Genomic DNA, 17,324 nt, shown 5'->3' on the forward strand with positions numbered 1-17,324 from the left:
ATGGCCGAGATCCTGAAAGCCATCAAAGGCATGAACGACATCCTGCCGCCGGAATCGGCGCGCTGGGAGTGGCTGGAAGACGTGGTGCGCAAGGTGATGCGCCGCTATGGCTACCAGAACATGCGCACCCCCATCGTCGAACCCACGGCCCTGTTCGTGCGCGGCCTGGGCGAGGTGACCGACATCGTCGAAAAGGAGATGTACTCCTTTGAAGACAGCCTCAACGGCGACAAGCTCACGCTGCGCCCTGAAGGCACGGCCGGGTCCGTTCGCGCCATCATCGAGCACAATTTTCTGTACGAGGGCGGCAAGCGCCTGTACTACATCGGCCCGATGTTCCGTCATGAGCGCCCACAGAAGGGACGCTATCGCCAGTTCCATCAGGTGGGTGCCGAGGTGCTGGGCTTCGCCGGCCCCGATGTCGATGCCGAGTTGATCCTGATGACGGCTGCCCTGTGGCGCGATCTGGGCTTGAAGGTCGGGCACGACGTCGTGCTGCAGATCAACAGCCTGGGGCAGCCGGATGAGCGCAAGGCGCACCGTGCCGCCCTGATCACCTACCTTGAATCCCACGCCGAACTGCTGGACGAGGACGCCCGTCGTCGCCTGCACACCAACCCGCTGCGGATTCTGGACACCAAGAACCCCGCCATGCAGGCGATGGTTGAAGGTGCCCCCAAGCTGATCGATTTCCTGGGCGAAGCCTCGCTGTCGCATTTCGCGGCCGTCAAGCAGGTGCTGGACGCAGCCGGCGTGCCCTATCAGGTCAACACGCGCCTGGTGCGTGGCATGGACTACTACAACCTGACCGTGTTCGAGTGGGTGACCGACAAGCTTGGCGCCCAGGGGACGGTTTGCGGTGGTGGCCGCTACGACGGCCTGATCGAGCAACTGGGCGGCAAGCCCGCGCCTGCCGTGGGCTGGGGCCTGGGCATGGAGCGCCTGTTGCTGCTCTTGCAGGAAGTGGGTGTCGAGGCCCCCACCAATGCGCCGGATGCCTTTGCGGTCGTGTTCAATGGCGCGCCGCTGAGCACCGTCCTGACCACCATCGAGGCCCTGCGTGCCAAGGGCGTGCAGGTGGTGCTCAACCCGGCAGGCAAGGATGGCCCGGCCAGCCCCAAGTCGCAGTTCAAGAAGGCGGACGCCAGCGGCGCCCGATATGCCTTGATCTTCGGGCCCGACGAGGTCGCGCAAGGGCAGGTGTCCATCAAGCCACTGCGGGATGGCGGTGAGCAGGTTTCGCGTCCCCTGGCTGGTACTGGGGATTGGGCGGAGACCTTGCTGCCTGCAGCCCAGTCATAATCCACGGCTTTTACATACATACAAAACGGGAACCGTCATGGCGACCTACGATCTTGAACAACAGGAACAACTTGACCAGGTCAAGCACTTCTGGAAGCAGTACGGCAACCTGATCACCTGGGTGCTGGTGTTGGTGCTGGGCGCTTACGCGGCCTGGACGGGTTATCTGTACTGGCAACAGCAGCGCGCCGTGGGCGCCGGTGGTCTGTACGAGGAGCTGGACCGCGCAGCCGGCGCCGGCAATACCGACAAGGCCATCCAGGCTTTTGCCGACCTCAAGAGCAAGTACGCTGGCACCACCTTCGCCGAGCAAGGCGCCTTGATGGTGGCCAAGGTGGCCGTCGAGCACCAGAAGGCGGACCAGGGCAAGGCTGCCCTGCAGTGGCTGGTTGACAGTGGCAAGAACGCGAACCTGGTGGCCATTGCCCGTCTGCGTCTGGCCGGGATCCAGATGGATGCCAAGCAGTACGACGAGGCCCTGAAGACTTTGTCGGCGGACACGCCTGCGGAGTTTGCGGCCCTGGTTCAGGACCGCCGCGGTGACGTCCTCCTGGCCCAAGGCAAGAAGGATGAGGCTGCCAAGGCCTATGGCGAAGCCTGGAAGGGCATGGACCCCACCGTGGAATACCGCCGCTTCGTTGAAGGCAAGTTGACGGCGCTGGGCCAGCCGCCTGCAGCGGCTCCGAACAAGGTGGCGCCGACAAACTGAAGCGGGCCTGCGGGCTTGCTATCGTTTCGGTCTGATCGAATACTCTGGACGCTTTCTTAGGCAGCACACATGACCCTGACCCGCGCCAAACTGGTGAACCTGACTCCCTCGGCCTCGCGTCTCGTGAAGCTGGCTGCCGCCTGCGCTGTCCTTGCTGTGCTGGCAGCTTGCGGGTCCAGCAAGCCTTCGCCGGCATCGCTGGAGTCGCTTGGCGCGCCGGGCGTGCGCCTGACCACCGCCTGGTCGCAGCGCATTGGCTCGGTTGAGGGCCAGTTGAACCTGGCCGTTGGCAATGGTGTGGTCACCACGGCCAGCACCGACGGCGACATCGTCTCGTTTGACATCGCCTCCGGCAAGGAGCGCTGGCGCGCCCAGGCGCATGCTGATCTGTCTGCCATCGTTGGCAGTGATGGGCGTTATGCGGCGGTGGTCACGCAGGCCAATGAACTGCTGGCCTTTGACCAAGGCAAGCTCCTGTGGCGTGAGCGCCTGCCGGGGCGTGTCATCACGGCGCCGCTGGTGGCTGGCGAGCGCGTGTTTGTGCAGGCTGTGGACCGCAGCGTGCGCGCCTATGACGTGCTGGATGGCCGCTGGCTGTGGCAGTACCAGCGCCCCGGTGGCGAGCCCCTGGCGCTGGCCACCTCCGGCGTGATCACGGCTTTCCGCGACACCTTGCTCGTGGGGCAGGGCGCCCGCCTGGTGGGGCTGGACCCGCTCAAGGGCACGGTGCGCTTTGACGTGAACGTGGGCACCCCCCGCGGCACCAATGAGGTCGAGCGTCTTGGCGACCTCGTGGGGCCCCTGGCCCGTGCTGATGACGAGGCCTGCGTGCGTGCCTTCCAGCTGTCGGTCGCCTGCATGGAACTGAACCGCGGTTCGCTGCGCTGGACGCGCCCGCAGGCGGGTCGTCAGGCCGTGGCGGCGACCGAGCGCATGGTGGTCGGCAGCGACGGTGCTGACCGACTGAGTGCCTGGAAAGCCGAAAACGGCGACCTGCTGTGGCGTGTGGACCGATTCACTTACCGCAGCCTCAGCGCCCCGGCGATCTGGGGCAATCGTGTTGTCGTAGGTGACTACGATGGCTACCTCCATGTGCTGGCGTCCGACGACGGCCGTACCCTGGCTCGCACCGAGCTGGACAGCGCACTGGTGGCCGCTCCCGTCGTGGTGGACCAGACCCTGCTGGTCGTCACGCGCAAAGGCACGCTGTATGCGTTGCGTGCCAACTGATCTGTTAGCTGAAATTTCATGAAACCAGTTATTGCCTTGGTCGGACGACCCAACGTCGGCAAATCGACGTTGTTCAACCGGATGACCAAGAGCCGCGATGCCATCGTGGCCGACTTTGCCGGCCTGACCCGCGACCGTCACTACGGCGAGGGCAAGTTGGGCCCGCACGAGTTCATCGTCATTGACACCGGCGGCTTCGAGCCCGAGTGCACCTCCGGCATCTTCAAGGAGATGGCCAAGCAGACCCGTCAGGCCGTGGCCGAAGCCGATGCGGTGATCTTTGTCGTGGATGCCCGCAACGGCTTGTCCGCACAAGACCACGACATCGCCAAGTACCTGCGTACCGCCAACAAGAAGGTGCTGCTGGCCGCCAACAAGGCCGAGGGCATGCAGACCGGGCCGCAACTGGCCGAGTTCTATGAGCTGGGCATAGGCGAGCCGATTCCCGTCTCTGCCGCGCACGGGCAGGGTATTCGCAGCCTCGTGGACATGTCGCTGGAAGGCTTCTTCCCTGAAGAGGACGAAGAAGACGAATTGCCCGAAGGCCGCGACTGGCGCGAGATGGACCTGGACAAGCCCATCCGCCTGGCGGTGGCAGGGCGCCCCAATGTGGGCAAGTCCACGCTGATCAACACCTGGCTGGGTGAAGAGCGCCTGGTGGCATTCGACATGCCCGGCACCACGCGTGACGCCATCAGCGTGCCCTTTGAACGCGAAGGCAAGCGCTTTGAGTTGATCGACACGGCTGGTCTGCGCCGCAAAGGCAAGGTCTTCGAGGCCATCGAGAAGTTCTCGGTCGTCAAGACCCTGCAAGCGATCTCTGATGCCAACGTCGTGCTGCTGCTGGTGGACGCCACACAGGGCGTGACCGAGCAGGATGCGCACATCGCCGGTTTCGTGCTGGAGTCCGGCCGCGCGGTGGTGATCGCCGTCAACAAATGGGATGCCATCGACAGCTACCAGCGCGAGATGCTGCAGCGCTCGATCGAGCAGCGCCTGGCCTTCCTGAAGTTCGCGCCCGTGCTGCACATCTCGGCCATCAAGCGCCAGGGCCTGGGGCCCTTGTGGAAGGCGATCACGGCTGCCTGGGTGTCTGCCACCAAGAAGCTGCCCACGCCTGTGCTCACGCGCCTGCTGCAGGAAGCCGTGCAGTTCCAGCAACCCAAGCTGGCAGGGGCCTATCGCCCCAAACTGCGTTATGCCCACCAGGGTGGCCAGAACCCGCCCATCATCGTCATCCATGGCAACTCGCTGGAGCACATCAGCGCGGCCTACCAACGTTACCTGGAAGGGCGTTTCCGCGAGCATTTCAAGCTCACTGGCACGCCCTTGCGCATCGAGTTCAAGTCGTCGCAGAATCCGTTTGCCGACAAGGACCAGTAACCCTTGCTGCTCTGGATGACGCCGAAAGGGGCAATTAACCCCAGTCAGCGTCAACCATCACATAACCTGAGCCGGATAGGCGACGGGGACTGTGTTAAGGTGGCAAATCCGAAACTTTTCAACACGGAGCATATCGTGAGCAACAAAGGGCAACTTTTACAAGACCCGTTCCTGAACCTTTTGCGCAGAGAACATGTGCCGGTGTCCATTTACCTGGTCAACGGCATCAAACTTCAGGGCCACATCGAATCGTTTGACCAGTACGTCGTGTTGCTCCGCAATACGGTGACACAGATGGTCTACAAGCACGCCATCTCCACGGTTGTGCCTGGGCGTGCAGTCAATTTCCACGCCAGCGAAACGACCGAGGACTGATCAGCATTGCTGAGCAGTCCTACCCAACCAGCCGACCCCAGACCTGACTGACGCCTTGACGACTTCTTCAACGTCTGTGCTGAACGCATCTCAGGATCCCAGGGTCGTGCTGGTAGGGGTTGATTTGGGCCCCGGCTCATCTTTCGATCCCACGCTTGACGAATTGGCGCTGCTGGCCGAGTCGGCAGGCGACATGCCGGTTGCCAAAGTGACAGCCAAACGCAAGGCACCCGATGCCCGTTTGTTTGTCGGCTCAGGCAAGGCCGATGAGATCAAATCGATCGTGGACCTTTACCAGGCTCACGGCGTGATCTTCGATCAGGCACTCTCTCCCGCCCAGCAACGCAACCTGGAGCGCCATCTTGGCGTCGAGGTGCTGGACCGCACGGGCCTGATTCTCGAAATTTTTGGCGCACGCGCCCGCAGCCACGAAGGCAAGCTGCAGGTCGAGTTGGCGCGCCTGCAATACCTGTCCACCCGGCTCGTGCGCCGCTGGTCCCACCTGGAACGCCAGCGCGGCGGCGTGGGGCACCGCGGTGGCCCCGGCGAAACCCAGCTTGAGCTGGACCGCCGGATGATCGAGTCCAAGATCAAGTCGCTCAAAGAGAGCCTGGTCAAGGTCAAACGGCAGCGCAACACCCAGCGCCGGTCCCGTGAGCGCACGGGCACCTTCCGTGTCTCGCTGGTGGGTTACACCAACGCGGGCAAGTCCACCTTGTTCAATGCCTTGACCAAGGCCGGCACCTATGCCGCCAACCAACTTTTTGCCACGCTGGACACCACCACACGGCAGTTGTTCCTGGCCGAGGCGCAACGCAGCGTGACGCTGTCCGACACGGTTGGTTTCATCCGCGACCTGCCTCACTCGCTGGTGGAGTCCTTCGAGGCCACCTTGCAAGAGGCGGCCGAGGCGGATTTGCTGCTGCACGTGGTCGACGCGGCCAGCCCGGTGCTGCACGAGCAGGTCGACGAGGTGCTGCGTGTGCTCGACAGCATCGGAGCCGGGCAACTGCCCCAGGTGTTGGTGTTCAACAAGAGCGATTGTCTGCCCGAGCATCAGCAACCCCGTCACGAGCGCGACCTTTACGAGTTGCCGTCCGGCCGCCGCTGCGTGCGCGTCTTCGTCAGCGCCCTCAAGGGTGAGGGCCTGGATGTGTTGCGCGCGGTACTCGCCGAGGCGGCCTTGCACGGTCTTGGTGATGCTCCCAATGAGAATCTGCCGTCGGATCCCCGTTTCGGCATGCACAATCCCATCGATGCAGAGGCGCCCAGCCCGGAGCGCCCTGACTTTCCGACAGTCCGAACATGAACATGCAATCCCTGGAAACAGGCGTTCAGCCTGAACAAGGTCGTACCTGGGTGATGAGTGCCGTGCCTCAGGCAGCCTGGCTCGTGGCTGGTTGTGCCCTGGGCATGGCCCGTCGGGCTGGCTGGTTGGCGGCGCAGGCTGTGCGTCAGGCCATGCCCGGGCTTGCCAAACCGCAAGGCATGATGAGCGAGCGCAATGACGGCCCGCCCGATCTGGACGAGCTGTGGCGCGACCTCAACCGCAAGCTCAGCAACATTTTTGCTGGCCGCAACGGCGGTGGCGACAATGGCCCGGGCGGCAGCATGACACCCGACCCGACCGGCGCGGGCATCGGCATCGGCCTGGTGCTGGGGCTGGTGGCCGTGATCTGGCTGGGCAGTGGCTTCTTCATCGTCCAGGAAGGCCAGCAGGCCGTGATCATGACCTTTGGTAGCTACAGCCATAAGGTCGATGCCGGTTTCCAGTGGCGTGCCCCTTTCCCCATCCAGAGCCATGAAGTGGTCAACCTGACCCAGTTGCGCTCCATCGATGTGGGCAGCAATTCGGTGATGCAGGCAACGGGGCTGCGTGACTCGTCCATGCTGACGCGCGACGAGAACATCGTCGACATCCGCTTCACGGTGCAATACCGTCTGTCCGACGCCCGTCAGTACCTGTTCGAGAACCGCAATTCCGACGAAGCCGTGCTGCAGGCCGCCGAGTCGGCCGTGCGCGAAATCGTTGGTAACAGCACCATGGATTCCGTGCTCTACGAGCAGCGCGACGCCATCGCCGCCGAGCTGGTCAAATCGATCCAGAACCAGGTCAACAAGCTCAAGGCCGGTGTCACCGTCGTCACCGTCAACGTGCAAAGCGTGCAGGCGCCCGAGCAGGTGCAGACCGCGTTTGACGATGCCTTCAAGGCCGGTGCGGATCGCGAGCGCCTCAAGAACGAAGGCCAGGCCTACGCCAACGACGTGATCCCCAAGGCGCAGGGCACGGCGGCACGTCTGCGTGAGGAAGCCGCTGGTTATGCGGCCCGCGTGGTGGCTCAGGCAGAGGGTGATGCCCAACGCTTCAAGTCCGTGCTGGCCGAGTACCAGAAGGCCCCCGGCGTGACCCGCGATCGCCTCTACATCGACACCATGCAGCAGGTCTACAGCAACGTCACCAAGGTGATGGTGGACTCCCGTCAGGGCTCCAACCTGCTGTATCTGCCGCTGGACAAGATCATGCAATTGTCTTCCCCGGGTGGGGCTGTGCCTGTGACCCCGGTGCCTGCAGCCACGCAAGGCAATAGCAGCGCCGGTGCCGACGCACCTGCATCGTCTAGCGCCGCTGCGGTCAATCAGGACGTCCGCTCGCGGGACGGCCTGCGCAGCCGTGACCGTGACGCTCGTTGAGCCGCGCAGCAAGGACAGGCAAGGAATCTGACAATGAACCGATTTGGCATCATCCTTGGCGGCTTCGTGCTGGCCATCATCATCGCGGCATCGACCCTGTTCGTGGTCGATCAGCGGCAGTTTGCGGTTGTTTACGCGCTGGGCGAAATCAAGGCAGTGATCAGTGAGCCTGGGCTCAAGATGAAGCTGCCGGCGCCTTTGCAAAACGTGGTTTTCCTGGATCGCCGGATCCAGACCCTGGACAGCACCGAGTCGCGCCCCATTTTCACGGCCGAGAAAAAGAGCCTGGTCATTGACTGGCTGGTCAAGTGGCGCATCGTCGAGCCCAAGCAGTTCATCCGCAACAACGGCGTGGACCTGCGTAACGCCGAGAACCGCCTGTCGCCCATCGTGCAGGCCGCCCTCAACGAAGAGGTGACCAAGCGCACCGTGGCCAACATGCTCTCGTCCGAGCGCGAGAAGGTCATGCAGGCCGTGGTCAAGCGCCTGGCCGATGATGCCAAGTCTTTCGGCATTGAGGTGGTGGACGTGCGCATCAAGCGCGTGGACTTCGCCGCCAACATCACCGATTCGGTTTACCGCCGGATGGAGTCCGAGCGCAAGCGTGTTGCCAACGAGTTGCGCTCGACCGGTGGTGCCGAGGGTGAAAAGATCCGTGCTGACGCCGATCGCCAGCGCGAAATCATCGTGGCCGAGGCTTACCGCGATGCGCAAAAGATCAAGGGTGATGGTGACGCCAAGGCTTCTGCCATCTATGCCGATGCTTTCGGCAAGGACCCGCAATTTGCGCAGTTCTACCGCAGCCTGGAGGCTTATCGCTCGACTTTCCGCAGCAAGACGGATGTGATGGTGTTGGACCCCAGCAGCGATTTCTTCAAGGCCATGCGCGGCAGCGGCACCGCAGGCGCAGCGCCTGCCCGCAAGTAAGCAGCCCGATCGCCGAGCGCGCTCATGTCCGATGCGATCTGGATCGCGCTGGCCTTGCTGCTGGTGCTGGAGGGCCTGATGCCGGCGATCAACCCAGATGGTTGGCGGCGCATGTTCGAGCAATTGCTGCGTCTGAGTGACCAGCAGGTGCGGACCATCGGGCTGATCAGCATGGTGGCCGGGCTGATCATGCTCTGGCTCATCCAGATGGGTGATTGAGCCCTTTTGCCGGGCTCTGCGAGCCTTGGTTCACGGGGAAGATCCCTCCGGTTTGTGAAACCGACGTCTTCCCCCTGTAGAATCTCGTTTTTAACCCCCACACGTTTTCTTATGTCGTCTGCTTGGCTGTTGCCAGAGCACATTGCTGACGTTTTGCCTGCGCAGGCGCGTCGCGTGGAAGAGTTGCGCCGCGTCTGGCTGGATGCGGCTCGCAGCTACGGCTATGAGCTGGTCATGCCGCCGTTGCTCGAGCACATCGAGTCACTGCTGTCTGGCACCGGCCATGCCCTGGACCTCAAAACCTTCAAGCTGGTTGACCAACTCAGTGGCCGGACCCTGGGTGTGCGCGCCGATGCCACGCCCCAGGTCGCCCGCATTGACGCGCATCTGCTCAACCGCGACGGCGTGACCCGGCTGTGCTATTGCGGCCCCGTGCTGCACACGCGCCCGGCCAGCCCTCATGCCAGCCGCGAGCCCCTGCAACTGGGCGCCGAGATCTATGGCCATGCCGGCCTGGAAGCCGACCTGGAAGCCACCGAACTGGCGCTGGAAGGCTTGCAGGCGACGGGCCTGGCTGGCCTGGTGATCGACCTGGCTGATGTGCGTCTGGTCAATGGCGTGCTGGCAGGGCTGGGTGTGCCCGCGCTGGATGCCGCCACGCACAACGTGCTGATCGCCGCCCTGACGACCAAGGACGTCGGCACGCTGCGTGAACTGGCTGCCCAGGGGGCGCTGGCGACCGTGCCATCGGCCGGCGACGTGCTGGTGCGTCTGACCAGCCTGTTTGGCAGCGAAGATGTGCTCACCGAGGCGCGCAAGGTGCTGCCCAGTCATGCGCTCGTTGATGCGGCGCTGAACGATCTGGCCTGGCTGGCCACGCAATTGCGTCAAGCCCAGCCGAATGTGACCGTGGGCTTTGACCTGTCTGATCTGAGCGGGTACGCCTATTACAGCGGCACCCGTTTTGCCATCTACGCCAAGGGGCATGCCGATGCCTTGGTGCGTGGTGGTCGCTACGACGAGGTGGGGGCGGTCTTCGGCCGTCGCCGTCCCGCCGTGGGCTTCAGTCTTGACCTGAAGATCCTGGCTGATCTGCTGGCTGGCCTCAAGGGGCTGGCTGTGCGTTCGGCCGTGCGTGCACCATGGGGTGAAGACCCAGCCTTGCGCGAGGCCGTGCGCGCACTGAGAGGGCAGGGCCACACTGTGGTGTGCGTGCTGCCCGGACATGAACACGACGTCCAGGAATTCGACTGCGATCGCGAACTCGCGCTGGTCGATGGACGCTGGTCGGTGCGCGCGCTTTAAGCGCGCCCCGACCTTTTTCTGCGAAACAGGAATCCGCCATGCAAAGCACTTCCGCGTCGGCTCGTCCCGGCACCGCTTCCGCTCGTAACGTCGTGGTCGTCGGCACCCAATGGGGTGACGAGGGCAAAGGCAAAGTCGTCGACTGGCTGACTGACCACGCTGCGGCGGTGGTTCGCTTCCAGGGTGGGCACAACGCCGGCCACACGCTGGTCATCAACGGCAAGAAAACCGCCTTGCAACTGATCCCCTCGGGCATCATGCGCGACGGTGTGGCCTGCTACATCGGCAACGGTGTGGTGGTGGACCCCACCCACCTGCTGTCCGAGATTGAGCGCCTGGAGGCCGCTGGCCTGAACGTGCGTTCGCGCCTGTTCATCAGCGAATCCTGCCCCTTGATCCTGCCTTTCCACGTGCAGGTCGACAAGGCCCGCGAAGCGCTGCGTGAAACCAGCGGCAGCGGCAAGATCGGCACCACGGGCAAGGGCATTGGCCCGGCTTATGAAGACAAGGTGGCGCGCCGTGCACTGCGCGTGCAGGACCTCAAGCACCCCGAGCGCTTTGCAGCCAAGCTCAAGGAGTTGCTGGAGTTGCACAACTTCGCGCTCCAGGGCTACCTCAAGTCCGAAGCGCTGGCGTTCCAGCCCATCTACGACGAGGCCATGAAGGCTGCCAAGCAGATCCTGCCCATGCTGGCTGATGTCGGTGTGCGCATCCATGCCCACAACGTAGCTGGCGGCAGCGTGCTATTTGAGGGCGCACAAGGCACGCTGCTGGACATCGACCACGGCACATATCCTTACGTGACCTCCAGCAACTGTGTGGCCGGCAACGCCGCCGCCGGTTCGGGCGTCGGCCCTGACAAGCTGCACTACATCCTGGGCATCACCAAGGCCTACACCACACGTGTTGGCAGCGGCCCCTTCCCGACCGAGCTGGATTGGGAGACGCCCGACACGGTGGGCTACCACCTGTCCACCGTTGGGCAAGAACGTGGCACTGTGACTGGCCGCGCCCGTCGCTGCGGCTGGCTGGACGCTGCAGCGCTCAAGCGCTCGGTGCTGATCAACGGCATCTCGGGCCTGTGCATCACCAAGCTGGACGTGCTGGACGGCCTCAAGGAAATCAACGTCTGCACGGGCTACATGCTCAATGGCCAGCGCGTGGACATCCTGCCGCTGGACGCGGACGAGATCGTGGCCTGTGAACCGATCTATGAAACCTTCCCGGGCTGGGAAGGCACCACCTTCGGCATCACCGAGTGGGACAAGCTGCCAGCCAATGCGCGCGCCTATCTGGAGCGCGTGCAGGCCTTCATCGGCGCGCCCATCGACATGGTGTCCACCGGCCCTGATCGTGATCACACGATCTTGCTGCGTCACCCTTACAAAGGTTGATTCAGTTGACGCCGGCAGGTCTTACGCTCAAACCATCGCAATCCAGCAAGAAGGAAGTTCTCATGCTCACTGACGACGGCAAGCATCTGTATGTCTCCTGGGAGGAGTACCACCAGTTGACGGAGCGTCTGGCCTTGAAGGTGCACACCTCGGGTTGGCAGTTCGATCAGATCCTGTGTCTGGCTCGCGGCGGGATGCGCCCTGGTGATGTGCTGTCGCGCATCTTTGATCGCCCGCTGGGCATCATGTCGACCAGTTCCTACCGTGACGATGGCGGCACACTGCAAGGCCGCCTGGACATGGCCAAGTACATCACCATGCCCAAGGGCGAGTTGGCTGGCCGTGTGCTGCTGGTGGATGACCTGGCTGACTCGGGTGTGACCTTGCGCGCCGTGGTGGATCGCCTGCGCAGCATGCCAGCCATCACCGAGTTGCGTTCGGCGGTGATCTGGGTGAAGGGGGTGTCCAGCTACACGCCTGATTACTACGTCGAGACCTTGCCGACCAGCCCCTGGATTCATCAGCCCTTTGAAGACTACGATACCCTGCGGCCTGAAGCGCTGATGAAGCGCTACAAGGTCTGAGTTGGCCGCATTGCCAGCCAAGCATTGAAGCAGCCTGCGGGCTGCTTTTTTCATGCCTGTTTCTCAGGCTTGATATGGCGGGTGAGCTTGGGGCAGTTTGGTTTGTGCAAATGAAAAAGCCGCTTCGATACAGAATCGAAGCGGCTTTTCAATTGGTGCCCAGGAGAGGACTCGAACCTCCACGGAGTTACCCGCTAGTACCTGAAACTAGTGCGTCTACCAATTCCGCCACCTGGGCAGGTACTTTTTTGAATCAGCGTTGTTGCCAGCGCGTCATCGAGACCACGACTATAGCATGACTTTTTCTGTTTTCAGGATTTGTGGCTCGATCGCATCAAAAAGCCGGGCTCAGATGCTTTGCCGACTTCATTGGCGCGTTGAGCCCGTGTGCTTATCTTCGTTGTGGTGTGCGACAAGTGCCACACGCCGTGTTGCAGCCGGAGAAACGGTGTACGCTGGCTTGGCATTTGCAGATTTGATGATTACCAGCTTTTTAATTTCATGGCATGCGCCAGATACGTGGCGCAATCGCGGCGGCCCAACGCTTTGGAAGCGAGGTGCTGTATGGGCGACATGCGAGATTGAAGTCATGGCTGGAACCTCGCGTCGCACCCCGCTCTGCATCAGGCAAAGAAAAAGCCGCTTCGATGCAGAGATCGAAGCGGCTTTTCAATTGGTGCCCAGGAGAGGACTCGAACCTCCACGGAGTTACCCGCTAGTACCTGAAACTAGTGCGTCTACCAATTCCGCCACCTGGGCAGGTACTTTTTTAGCTTCTGACTGTTTGCACACTTTGAAATATGTGCCTCAGTCATCAGCGAAGAATTCAATTCTAGCATCAAAATGATGACTATGACAACACCCTCTCAAAATTTTGTGAACCTCATGAGCGAAGTCATTGGCACCGTACAGGGCCACCGTGATGGACACGGCTTCGTTCAACCTGATGAAGGTGATGCGAGCATCTACCTTTCGCCTCAGGAAATGCGCTCGGTCATGCACCGCGATCGGGTCAAGGTTCGCGTCGTGCGCTTTGACCGCAAAGGGCGCCCCGAGGGCTTGGTCCTTGAAATCGTCGAGCGCCGCAAGACGCCGATCATTGGCCGCTTGCTGAACGAAGGCGGGGCCTGGCTGGTGGCGCCTGAAGACAGGCGTTTTGGCCGCGACATCCTGATCCCTGCCAAGGCCACGGCCAATGCCGAGCCGGGGCAGGTGGTGGCCGTCGAGCTAACAGAGGCGCCATCGCTCAATGCGCAGCCTGTGGGCCGTGTCACCGAGGTGCTGGGCGGCATTGACGATCCCGGCATGGAAATCGAGATCGCGGTGCGCAAATACGAAGTGCCGCATCGCTTCAACGACGACACGCTGGCACAGGCTGCCAAGCTACCCGAGAAGCTGCGTGCGGCCGACAAGAAAGGGCGCATTGACCTGAGTGATGTGCCGCTGGTCACCATTGACGGTGAAGATGCGCGCGACTTTGACGACGCGGTGTACTGTCAGCCCGCCACGATCGGGCGGTCCAAGTCGCCCAATGGGTGGCGCTTGCTGGTGGCCATTGCCGATGTGAGCCACTACGTGAAGCCGGGTGATCCGCTGGACCGCGATGCCTACGAGCGCGCGACCTCGGTGTACTTTCCTCGTCGCGTCATCCCGATGCTGCCGGAGAAGCTCTCCAATGGCTTGTGCTCGCTGAACCCTGAGGTTGAGCGCCTGTCGATGGTGTGCGACATGCTGGTCACGCAGGAAGGCGAGGTACATGCCTACCAGTTCTATCCCGCGGTGATCAATTCGCATGCGCGCTTCACCTATACCGAAGTGGCGGCGATCCTGGGCAACACGCGTGGCCCCGAGGCGCAAAAGCGTGGCGAGCTGGTGCCGCATCTGTTGCACTTGTACGAGGTATACCGTGCGCTGCTGAAGTCGCGCTCCAGCCGTGGTGCGGTGGATTTCGACACCACTGAAACGCAGATCGTGTGCGACGACAATGGCCGCATTGCCAAGATCGTGCCGCGTGTGCGCACCGAGGCCCACCGCCTGATCGAAGAGGCCATGCTCGCGGCCAATGTGTGCTCGGCGGATTTCATTTCGCGCGCCAAGCATCCGTCCTTGTTCCGTGTACACGAAGGGCCAACACCCGAAAAGCGCGCCTTGCTCAAGAACTACCTGAAGGCGCTGGGCCTGGGCTTGAGCCTGGGTGAGGAGCCCACGCCGGGTGATTTCCAGGCGATTGCGCAAGCCACCAAGGACCGCCCGGACGCCACGCAAATCCACACCATGCTGTTGCGCTCTATGCAGCAGGCCATGTACACGCCGGTCAACAGCGGCCACTTCGGTCTGGCTTATGAGGCCTACACGCACTTCACCAGCCCGATCCGTCGTTATCCGGACTTGCTGGTGCACCGCGTGATCAAGGCCTTGCTGGGCAGTGGTCGTTATGGCTTGAAGGTGCCGCCCGGCGTGGTGTCGTCGGTTGGCAACGTGAAGCGCAAGCCTGGTGGCAAGCCAGGGGCGCCCGCCAAGGGCTTGCCCGCCGCGCCCACCAAGGCAGCGGCTCGCATCAAGCTGCCGCCCGAGGAGTTGGTGGCCTGGGAGACCGTGGGCATCCATTGCAGTGCCAACGAGCGCCGCGCGGACGAGGCTTCACGCGACGTGGAAGCGTGGCTCAAGTGCATGTTCATGCGCGAGCGCCTGGGCGAGGAGTACGGTGGCACGGTGACAGCTGCCACCAGTTTCGGCCTGTTTGTGCAGCTCGACGGCCTTTATGTCGAGGGGCTGATCCACATCACCGAGCTGGGTGGCGAGTATTACCGGTTTGACGAAGCGCGCCAGGAGCTGCGCGGCGAGCGCACAGGTGTGCGCTACAGCATCGGGGCCCGTGTGCGTGTGCAGGTGAGTCGTGTCGACCTGGATACCCGCAAGATCGATTTCCGCATGGTGAGGGAGGGGGCCGAGTTGCGCCCTGTCAGTGCGCCGGCCAACGCGCGCCGCAGGGGGCGTGGCGGGGATGCGCCCTGGGCTGGTGATGTGTCCGCGCAGGATGAGCTGGCTGACATTCAGGAGGCCGACCGCGAAACCAAGCGGGCCGGTAAATCGGCAGGCAAGGGCGGCAAGGCGGCGGTCAAGGGCAGGGCGCACGGCCCTCAGCCCGAGGCGCCGGCGCCTCGCTCTGGTGGTTCGGGGCGTGCGGCCAAGACGGCGGGCAAGAAAGCGGTCAGCCGAAAGAGCGGCAAGGGCAAGCGCTGAGTTTCATGCTAGAATGCCAGAGTTTGCCCGAAATGGTTTGGGCAAATTACTCGCGAAGCCGTCAATTCCCAAGGTGTCGCAGCGGGGTTCAAGGTCAGTTTCTGGCCTGTACCACCCCCTGAGATCGCTGGCGGCTTCTAGAACCAACCTCTGGAGCATTCCATGTCCGTATCCATGCGCGAAATGCTGGAAGCCGGTGTCCACTTCGGTCACCAAACCCGCTTCTGGAACCCCAAGATGGCCCCGTATATCTTCGGCCATCGCAACAAAATCCACATCATCAACCTCGAGAAGACGCAGCCTGCGTTCGAGGATGCACTGAAGTTCATCAAGCAGCTGTCGGCTCGCCGCGGCACCGTGATGATGATCGGCACGAAGCGTCAAGCCCGTGACACCATCGCTCTGGAAGCTGAGCGCGCTGGCGTGCCTTTCGTGAACCAGCGCTGGCTGGGCGGCATGCTGACCAACTTCAAGACCGTCAAGGGTTCGCTGAAGAAGCTCAAGGACATGCAGGTTCAAGTCGAAGCCGGCCTGGACAACCTGAAGAAGAAGGAAGGCTTGCTGTTCCAACGCGAACTGGCCAAGCTGGAAAAGGACATCGGCGGCATTCAGGACATGAACGCGTTGCCTGACGCCCTGTTCGTGATCGACGTCGGTTACCACAAGATCGCCATCGCCGAAGCCAAGAAGCTGGGCATCCCCGTGATCGGCGTGGTTGACACCAACCACTCGCCCGAAGGCATCGACTACGTCATCCCCGGTAACGACGACTCCTCCAAGGCTGTGGCGCTGTACGCCAAGGCCGTGGCTGACGCCGTGCTGGAAGGCAAGGCCAACGCCGTGAACGAAGTGGTTGCCGCTGCCGCTGGTGGCGACGACGAGTTCGTGGAAGTCAACGAAGCTGCTTAAGCTGCCTTGACTCAACAAGAAGGGGCTGACGATCAGCCCCTTTTTTTCAAACAGATTTCCTTGTGATGCGGTGATGACACCGCACCTGAATCAAACGGAGAAAGCAAATGGCTGCTATTACCGCCAGCATGGTCGCCGAACTGCGCGCCAAGACCGACGCTCCCATGATGGAGTGCAAGAAGGCTCTGACCGAGGCCGATGGCGACTTCGCCAAGGCTGAAGAGATCCTGCGCGTCAAGCTGGGCAGCAAGGCCTCCAAGGCCGCCGCTCGCGTGACCGCTGAAGGCATTGTGTCGTCCTACATCGATGGCTCGACCGGCGCCCTGGTCGAAATCAACTGCGAAACCGACTTCGTCTCGAAGAACGACGACTTCCTGGGCTTCGGCAAGGCTGTGGCCGAGCTGATCGCCAAGAAGAACCCCGCCGACGTGGCTGCCCTGTCGGCACTGGATCTGAACGGCTCGACCGTGGAAGCCACCCGTTCCGCGCTGATCGGCAAGATCGGCGAGAACATGACCATCCGTCGCTTCAAGCGTTTCAGCGGTGACAACCAGCTGGCCGCTTACCTGCACGGTTCGCGCATCGGCGTGGTCGTCGAGTTCACTGGTAGCGACGTGGCTGCCAAGGACGTGGCCATGCACATCGCTGCCATGAAGCCTGTGTCGCTGTCGTCGTCGGACGTGCCTGCCGCGCTGATCGACATCGAACGCAGCGTGGCCACGGCCAAGGCTGCCGAGTCCGGCAAGCCCGCTGACATCGCTGCCAAGATGATCGAAGGCGCTGTTCAGAAGTACCTCAAGGAAGTCTCCCTGTTCAACCAGGTCTTCGTGAAGGCTGCTGACGGCAAGCAAACCGTCGAGGCTTACCTGAAGTCGGCCAACACCGTCGTCAAGGGCTTCACGATGTTCACCGTGGGTGAAGGCATCGAGAAGAAGCAGGAAGATTTTGCTGCTGAAGTGGCGGCCACGCTGGCCGCTGCCAAGGGTCAGTAACCCGACGCAAAACAAGGGGGCTTCTGGCCCCCTTGTGCTATGCGGCTTTGCCTGCCCCATG

The 17,324-nt window shown here is 62.5% G+C and carries 15 protein-coding genes and 2 tRNA genes; 15 read left to right on the forward strand and 2 right to left on the reverse strand.

Going from position 1 to position 17,324, the window contains the following annotated elements:
- The 12 genes from hisS (at position 1) to HY019_RS13940 (ending at position 12,119) form a co-directional block, all read left to right on the forward strand.
- The gene (gene hisS, locus HY019_RS13885; protein WP_290693063.1) at positions 1–1,302 is read left to right on the forward strand and encodes a histidine--tRNA ligase; all 1,302 of its coding nucleotides are present in this window, start codon (positions 1–3) and stop codon (positions 1,300–1,302) included.
- A gap of 37 nt (positions 1,303–1,339) precedes the next feature.
- Positions 1,340–2,011, forward strand: a complete 672-nt coding sequence (locus HY019_RS13890; RefSeq protein WP_290693064.1) for a tetratricopeptide repeat protein — start codon at positions 1,340–1,342, stop codon at positions 2,009–2,011.
- Positions 2,012–2,080: 69 nt separating this feature from the next.
- Positions 2,081–3,241: an outer membrane protein assembly factor BamB gene (bamB, locus tag HY019_RS13895; protein ID WP_290693065.1), complete on the forward strand. Its 1,161-nt coding sequence runs from the start codon at positions 2,081–2,083 to the stop codon at positions 3,239–3,241.
- 18 nt (positions 3,242–3,259) lie between these two features.
- Positions 3,260–4,624 carry a ribosome biogenesis GTPase Der gene (der, locus tag HY019_RS13900; RefSeq protein WP_290693066.1) on the forward strand — a complete coding sequence of 455 codons (1,365 nt, stop codon included), beginning with the start codon at positions 3,260–3,262 and terminating at the stop codon, positions 4,622–4,624.
- Between the two features lie 135 nt (positions 4,625–4,759).
- The gene (gene hfq, locus HY019_RS13905) at positions 4,760–4,999 is read left to right on the forward strand and encodes an RNA chaperone Hfq (protein ID WP_035034608.1); all 240 of its coding nucleotides are present in this window, start codon (positions 4,760–4,762) and stop codon (positions 4,997–4,999) included.
- A gap of 55 nt (positions 5,000–5,054) precedes the next feature.
- Positions 5,055–6,308, forward strand: a complete 1,254-nt coding sequence (hflX, locus tag HY019_RS13910) for a GTPase HflX (protein WP_290693067.1) — start codon at positions 5,055–5,057, stop codon at positions 6,306–6,308.
- A 179-nt stretch (positions 6,309–6,487) separates the two neighbouring features.
- Entirely contained in the window at positions 6,488–7,690 is a 1,203-nt protein-coding gene (gene hflK, locus HY019_RS13915; protein WP_290694195.1) for an FtsH protease activity modulator HflK, read from the forward strand.
- Positions 7,691–7,723: 33 nt separating this feature from the next.
- Complete coding sequence (gene hflC / locus HY019_RS13920; RefSeq protein ID WP_290693069.1) at positions 7,724–8,617, forward strand: protease modulator HflC; 894 nt, start codon at positions 7,724–7,726, stop codon at positions 8,615–8,617.
- 24 nt (positions 8,618–8,641) lie between these two features.
- A complete protein-coding gene (locus HY019_RS13925; RefSeq protein WP_290693071.1) occupies positions 8,642–8,836 on the forward strand; it encodes a DUF2065 family protein in 195 nt (64 codons plus the stop codon).
- A 111-nt stretch (positions 8,837–8,947) separates the two neighbouring features.
- Positions 8,948–10,141: an ATP phosphoribosyltransferase regulatory subunit gene (locus HY019_RS13930; protein WP_290693073.1), complete on the forward strand. Its 1,194-nt coding sequence runs from the start codon at positions 8,948–8,950 to the stop codon at positions 10,139–10,141.
- Positions 10,142–10,179: 38 nt separating this feature from the next.
- Positions 10,180–11,535 (forward strand): adenylosuccinate synthase, encoded by a 1,356-nt coding sequence (locus HY019_RS13935; RefSeq protein WP_290693075.1) that lies wholly within the window; start codon positions 10,180–10,182, stop codon positions 11,533–11,535.
- Positions 11,536–11,597: 62 nt separating this feature from the next.
- Complete coding sequence (locus HY019_RS13940) at positions 11,598–12,119, forward strand: phosphoribosyltransferase (RefSeq protein ID WP_290693077.1); 522 nt, start codon at positions 11,598–11,600, stop codon at positions 12,117–12,119.
- A 153-nt stretch (positions 12,120–12,272) separates the two neighbouring features.
- Here the strand turns inward: HY019_RS13940 and HY019_RS13945 are convergent.
- Both HY019_RS13945 and HY019_RS13950 read right to left on the reverse strand, forming a co-directional pair.
- Positions 12,273–12,357 (reverse strand) — tRNA-Leu (locus HY019_RS13945).
- A gap of 436 nt (positions 12,358–12,793) precedes the next feature.
- A tRNA-Leu gene (locus tag HY019_RS13950) sits at positions 12,794–12,878 on the reverse strand.
- 126 nt (positions 12,879–13,004) lie between these two features.
- Here HY019_RS13950 and rnr point away from each other — a divergent pair.
- The 3 genes from rnr to tsf all read left to right on the forward strand — a co-directional run bounded on the left by rnr (position 13,005) and on the right by tsf (position 17,263).
- Entirely contained in the window at positions 13,005–15,362 is a 2,358-nt protein-coding gene (gene rnr / locus HY019_RS13955) for a ribonuclease R (protein WP_290693079.1), read from the forward strand.
- Between the two features lie 162 nt (positions 15,363–15,524).
- Entirely contained in the window at positions 15,525–16,271 is a 747-nt protein-coding gene (gene rpsB, locus HY019_RS13960; protein WP_290693081.1) for a 30S ribosomal protein S2, read from the forward strand.
- Between the two features lie 107 nt (positions 16,272–16,378).
- Complete coding sequence (gene tsf, locus HY019_RS13965) at positions 16,379–17,263, forward strand: translation elongation factor Ts (RefSeq protein WP_290693083.1); 885 nt, start codon at positions 16,379–16,381, stop codon at positions 17,261–17,263.
- Positions 17,264–17,324: the final 61 nt, after the last annotated feature.

Source organism: Aquabacterium sp. (assembly GCF_016195855.1).
In the GTDB taxonomy this organism is placed as follows: domain Bacteria; phylum Pseudomonadota; class Gammaproteobacteria; order Burkholderiales; family Burkholderiaceae_C; genus Aquabacterium.

Coding starts and splice junctions, on each gene's coding strand:
- HY019_RS13930 (WP_290693073.1), top strand. CDS start 8,948: ATGTCGTCTGCTTGGCTGTTGCCAGAGCACATTGCTGACGTTTTGCCT.
- hflK (WP_290694195.1), top strand. CDS start 6,488: ATGATGAGCGAGCGCAATGACGGCCCGCCCGATCTGGACGAGCTGTGG.
- HY019_RS13890 (WP_290693064.1), top strand. CDS start 1,340: ATGGCGACCTACGATCTTGAACAACAGGAACAACTTGACCAGGTCAAG.
- rpsB (WP_290693081.1), top strand. CDS start 15,525: ATGTCCGTATCCATGCGCGAAATGCTGGAAGCCGGTGTCCACTTCGGT.
- HY019_RS13925 (WP_290693071.1), top strand. CDS start 8,642: ATGTCCGATGCGATCTGGATCGCGCTGGCCTTGCTGCTGGTGCTGGAG.
- hisS (WP_290693063.1), top strand. CDS start 1: ATGGCCGAGATCCTGAAAGCCATCAAAGGCATGAACGACATCCTGCCG.
- HY019_RS13935 (WP_290693075.1), top strand. CDS start 10,180: ATGCAAAGCACTTCCGCGTCGGCTCGTCCCGGCACCGCTTCCGCTCGT.
- HY019_RS13940 (WP_290693077.1), top strand. CDS start 11,598: ATGCTCACTGACGACGGCAAGCATCTGTATGTCTCCTGGGAGGAGTAC.
- bamB (WP_290693065.1), top strand. CDS start 2,081: ATGACCCTGACCCGCGCCAAACTGGTGAACCTGACTCCCTCGGCCTCG.
- tsf (WP_290693083.1), top strand. CDS start 16,379: ATGGCTGCTATTACCGCCAGCATGGTCGCCGAACTGCGCGCCAAGACC.
- hflC (WP_290693069.1), top strand. CDS start 7,724: ATGAACCGATTTGGCATCATCCTTGGCGGCTTCGTGCTGGCCATCATC.
- rnr (WP_290693079.1), top strand. CDS start 13,005: ATGAGCGAAGTCATTGGCACCGTACAGGGCCACCGTGATGGACACGGC.
- der (WP_290693066.1), top strand. CDS start 3,260: ATGAAACCAGTTATTGCCTTGGTCGGACGACCCAACGTCGGCAAATCG.